Below are 4249 nucleotides of genomic sequence, written 5' to 3' on the forward strand. Positions count from 1 at the left end.
GGCGGCACCCAGATCGCGCGGCGGGGCGGCACCACCCAGTTACCGATGGCACTGTAGACGGTAATGACACCCTGGCTGGCATAGGCCAACTGGCCTCGCGGGTGCGCGTGGGCGGGGAACAGCTCGCCGTCGGCATAGTCGATGGCGGTCACGACCACGTCGCGCGGGGTGTTTTCGTAGGGATGAATATCGGGCATGGCCTGATTCTAGCCTTTGTTGACCCACAATCGCAGGCGGGCCATCGCGGTTTACGAAAAAATCTATCGGATGCACGGCCTCCTGTCGTGCCACCGAGTCAATGGACCCGTCACGATGAAGCAAAAACACCTGTTACTGGCCGTCCTGGTGACGGCTGTGTGGGGACTCAATTTCCCCATTACCAAACTCGGCCTGGCCGAGATCAACCCGCTGTTGCTGACGGCCCTGCGGTTCACCCTGGCGGCGTTGCCCTGGGTGTTTCTGGTGCGCCGGCCCCAGGTCGCGGTGAAGTGGCTGGCGGCCTATGGCTTGATATTCGGGGTGGCGATGTGGGCCTTGATCAACCTCGGGATCGCCATGGGCGTGCCGCCCGGCAGCGCGTCGTTGCTGATCCAGTTCAGCGCATTTTTCACCATGGGCTGGGGCGTGCTGCTGTTTCGTGAAAGCCTGTCCGTGCCGCAATTGATCAGCGTGGCGCTGGCGGCCATGGGCCTGGTGGGCATGCTGTTGAGTGTGCAGGGCGCGGCCACGCTGCTGGGGTTTGCCTTGGTGCTGTTCAGCGCGTTGGCCTGGAGCATCGGCAATATCATCATCAAGGTCTCCGGGGTGCGGGAGATCTTTGCCTTCGTAGTCTGGGCCAGCCTGTTTGCGCCGTTGCCGCTGGTGCTGTTGACGTGGCTGCTGGATGGCTCGCAAGCCTTTATCGCTTTGCCTGCTCAACTGAACGGCGTGGCGTTGTTCTCGCTGGCGTTTCAGGTGTATGGCGCGACGCACTTTTGTTACTGGGGCTGGAACTTGCTGTTGCGCGAGTACCCGGTTTCCCGGGTGGCGCCCCTGTCACTGCTGATCCCGGTGTTCGGCATCGTCAGCTCAATGCTGATCCTGGGTGAGCGCCCCGGGGTTTCGCAGTGGCAGGCCATGGGCTTGATCCTCTTGGCCCTGATCGTCGGCCTGAAGAAGGGGCGCCCGTTGTGGGTCAGGCAGGACGGTCACGCTTGAGCAGGCCATACAGCGCGCTGTCCGAGATCTCGTCGCCGACCACCCAGCGCTCGCGCAGCAAGCCTTCGCGGACGAAACCCAGGCGCTCAAGCAGCTTCGCGGAGCCCAGGTTGCGTGGGTCAATGTCGGCTTCAAGGCGGCGCAGCCCGGCGGTGTTGAACCCATGGTCGATCACGGCGCGGGCGGCTTCGCTCATGTAGCCCTTGCCCCAATGCTGGCGGCCCAGGGTAAAGCCGATTTCAGCGCGGCGGCATTGCTCGTCGACATTGAACAGGTCGCAACTGCCGATCACCTCGCCGGTGGCCAGCAACTCCACCATGCACACCAGGTCTTCACCGGCAATCGATGCCTCCATCAGTTGGCCGAAGCGTTCAACGGCTTGCTCGGCGCGGGTCATGGTGGGAAAGGAAAAGTAGCGCATGGCCTCGGGGTCGGACCAAATGGCAAACAGCGCGCGCCAGTCATCCTGATGGGGAGGGCGCAGGCCCAGGCGTTCGGTGGTGAGAAGTACGGGGGCGAAAAAGGGCAGGGTCATCATGTGCTCGTCCGTGAAGATCACGGGCGCAATCCTGCCGGGATTACGGGCGTTATACAAGCATCAGGAACAGGCCGTATCGTCCAGCGCCTGGGCCGGCAGCGCGCCGGTGGTCTTGATGGTTTTGGTGACGATATAGGTGAAGTAGCGCTCGATGGCCAGGTCTTCCATCAGCAGTTGATCGATGAAACGCTGGTACTGGTCGATGTCGGCTGCGCGGATCATTGCGATGTAGTCCACGCCGCCGCCGGTGGCGTAGCAGAACTCCACGTCGGGGGCGTCGCTCATGCGTTGTTCGAAGCGGCGCATGTCCTGGGCGGTGTGCCGGGCGAGGGTGATTTCCACCAGCAGTTGCTGACTCTTGAACACCTGATTCCAGTCGATCACCGCGCGGTAGCCCTTGACCAGGCCGGCACTTTCCAGCTTGCGCACGCGCTCCCAGGCGGGCGTTACCGAAAGGTTGATGGCCTCGGCCAGGCTCGATTTGGTGATGCGCCCGTCCTCGGAGAGGATACGCAGGATTTTCAGGTCGTAGCGGTCAAGCTTGTGCATCGGCAACGAACTCCAAAGGCGCACGGACCCTGTAGGAGCGAGCTTGCTCGCGATGAGCCTGAGGACGACGCGTTAATTCAGGATTAGCACGTTATCGTTCACGACCATCGCGAGCAAGCTTGCTCCTAAGGGAAACTCATCAGCCCAACACTTCCCCGGCCACCTGGTCGATCGCGCCTTTGGTGATGTCGACGATCAGGTCTGCCTCCGCCCTGGTCAAAATCAGCGGCGGCGCAAAGCCGAGGATGTCGCCGTGTGGCATGGCCCGGGCGATCATCCCGCGTTCCAGGCAGGCCGCCGAGACTTTGGGGCCGACCTTGAGCGCAGGATCAAACGGCGTGCGTTGCTCACGGTCGGCCATGAATTCCACGGCGGCGAGCAGGCCGTCGCCGCGTACTTCGCCCACCAGCGGGTGACCTTCGAGGGTTTCCCGCAGGCGACGGTTCAGGTACCCACCGACTTCGTCGGCGTTCGCCGTGAGGTTCTCCCGTTCCAGGATATCCAGGTTTGCCAGCGCCGCCGCGGCGCAGATCGGGTGCCCGGAGTAGGTCCAGCCGTGGCCCATGGCGCCTTCGTGGGTCGAGGCCTTTTCAATCACGTCCCACACCTTCTCACCGATGATCACCGCTGACAGCGGGGCATAGGCGCTGGTCAGCCCCTTGGCCGTGGTGATCAGGTCCGGGCGCATGCCGTAGCGCTGGCTGCCCATTTTCGAGCCCAGCCGGCCGAACGCGCAGACCACTTCGTCAGCGATCAACAACACATCGTACTTGTTCAGTACCGCCTGGATCGCCGCCCAGTAACCGGCCGGGGGCACCACGATGCCACCGGTGCCCATCACCGGTTCGCCAATGAACGCCGCGACCGTGTCCGGGCCTTCGGCGAGGATCATTTTTTCCAGCTCATCGGCGCAGTAACGCACGAACGCAGCCTCGTCCATGCCCGCCGGTGCCTTGCGGTACCAGTGCGGGCAAATGGTGTGCTGGATGCCTTTTTCCGGCAGGTCGAAATGCTGATGGAAGGCGGCGAGGCCCGTGAGGCTGCCGGTCATGATGCCTGAGCCGTGATAGCCGCGATCGCGGGAGATGATCTTCTTCTTCTGCGGACGGCCCAGTACGTTGTTGTAGTAACGCACCAGCTTGATCTGGGTTTCGTTGGCGTCTGAGCCGGACAGGCCGTAGTAGACCTTTTTCATGCCTTCGGGCGCCCAGTCCATGATGCGGCTCGACAGCTCGATGATTGCCTCGGTCGAGTGACCGACATAGGTGTGGTAGTAGGCCAGCTCCTTGGCTTGCTTGTAGATGGCGTCGGCAACTTCGGTGCGGCCGTAGCCGATGTTCACACAGTACAGGCCGGCAAACGCATCGATGAATTCGCGGCCTTCCTGGTCGCGAATGCGGATGCCCGAGGCGCTCTTGATGATGCGGCCCTTGAGTGCGCCGCTGGCGTGATCATGGGCGTGGGTGGATGGGTGCATGAAGTGCGCGCGGTCTTGTTCGAACAGGCTGTTGAATGCTTGGCTCATGGTTGCTCTCCTTGGAATTGGCCTTGGTGATGCAGGCAAAAGTATTTGGTTTCGACAAAGGCTTCGAAGCCCTCGGCGGCGCCTTCACGGCCCAGGCCCGAGGCTTTCATGCCGCCGAAGGGAATCGGGTGACCGGTGAATTTCACCCCGTTGACCGCGATCATGGCGTGGTCGAGGCGGCGGATCAGCGGGTAGATCAGGTCCAGGCGGTTGGAACAAATGTAGGCGGCCAGGCCGTACTCGGTGTCGTTGGCCATTTCGATGGCCTGGTCAATCGAGTCGAACGGCAGCACCCCGGCAATCGGCGCGAAGTTTTCTTCGCGGTAGATGCGCATTTGTGGGGTCACGTCGGCGAGTACCGTTGGCTGGTAAAACAGCCCGCCCAGGGCGTGGCCTTCGCAGCCCACCAGGCGTTGCGCGCCCAGCTCCAGGGCGTCGGC

5 protein-coding genes and 1 pseudogene are annotated in these 4249 nt (G+C 62.7%); 1 reads left to right on the forward strand and 5 read right to left on the reverse strand.

Annotation, left to right across the window (positions count from 1 at the left end; all coding sequences use genetic code 11):
• A pseudogene (locus HX846_RS27745) lies at positions 1-197 on the reverse strand (AraC family transcriptional regulator); the annotation flags it as partial.
• A 115-nt stretch (positions 198-312) separates the two neighbouring features.
• Here HX846_RS27745 and HX846_RS27750 point away from each other — a divergent pair.
• Positions 313-1197, forward strand: coding sequence for an EamA family transporter (locus tag HX846_RS27750; RefSeq protein WP_087693085.1), 885 nt, complete (start codon positions 313-315; stop codon positions 1195-1197).
• Here the strand turns inward: HX846_RS27750 and HX846_RS27755 are convergent.
• From HX846_RS27755 to HX846_RS27770, 4 genes are all read right to left on the reverse strand, one after another.
• Positions 1175-1756, reverse strand: coding sequence for a GNAT family N-acetyltransferase (locus HX846_RS27755; protein ID WP_003219466.1), 582 nt, complete (start codon positions 1754-1756; stop codon positions 1175-1177). The two genes, HX846_RS27750 and HX846_RS27755, sit on opposite strands and share 23 nt — an antisense overlap.
• Positions 1757-1795: 39 nt before the next feature.
• Complete coding sequence (locus HX846_RS27760; RefSeq protein WP_003219468.1) at positions 1796-2284, reverse strand: Lrp/AsnC family transcriptional regulator; 489 nt, start codon at positions 2282-2284, stop codon at positions 1796-1798.
• Positions 2285-2423: 139 nt separating this feature from the next.
• The gene (locus HX846_RS27765) at positions 2424-3809 is read right to left on the reverse strand and encodes an aspartate aminotransferase family protein (protein ID WP_003219469.1); all 1386 of its coding nucleotides are present in this window, start codon (positions 3807-3809) and stop codon (positions 2424-2426) included.
• The coding region (locus HX846_RS27770) for an aldehyde dehydrogenase family protein (protein WP_178966517.1) at positions 3806-4249 on the reverse strand (444 nt) is incomplete at its 5' end. The genes HX846_RS27770 and HX846_RS27765, both read right to left, overlap by 4 nt.

The sequence above is a fragment of the Pseudomonas sp. K5002 genome, assembly GCF_013386655.1.
Taxonomy (GTDB): domain Bacteria; phylum Pseudomonadota; class Gammaproteobacteria; order Pseudomonadales; family Pseudomonadaceae; genus Aquipseudomonas.